At 45.3% G+C, this 243-nt stretch carries 1 pseudogene; it reads left to right on the forward strand.

What is annotated here, in order from left to right:
* A pseudogene (locus B3182_RS12060) lies at positions 1 to 243 on the forward strand (lyase); the annotation flags it as partial.

Genomic DNA, 243 nt, shown 5'->3' on the forward strand with positions numbered 1-243 from the left:
GATAAATCCATGCAGCAATGGCAGACCCCGGGTGGTGAAGCCGCCGGATTATATGCCATGGCTGTCGATAGTCAGGATCGTATATGGTATGTCGAAACAGGGCTGCAGCCAAATCGTTTTATCGGTTTTGATAGCAAAAAAGAACAATTTATTGCAATAGATGAAGTACCATCTGGTGGATTAACAGTCAGAAATATGGTGTTCGATGATGGTACCAACGCCTTATGGTTTGGCACTGACGCC

The organism is Methylophaga sp. UBA4204, from assembly GCF_002379485.1.
GTDB lineage: Bacteria > Pseudomonadota > Gammaproteobacteria > Nitrosococcales > Methylophagaceae > Methylophaga.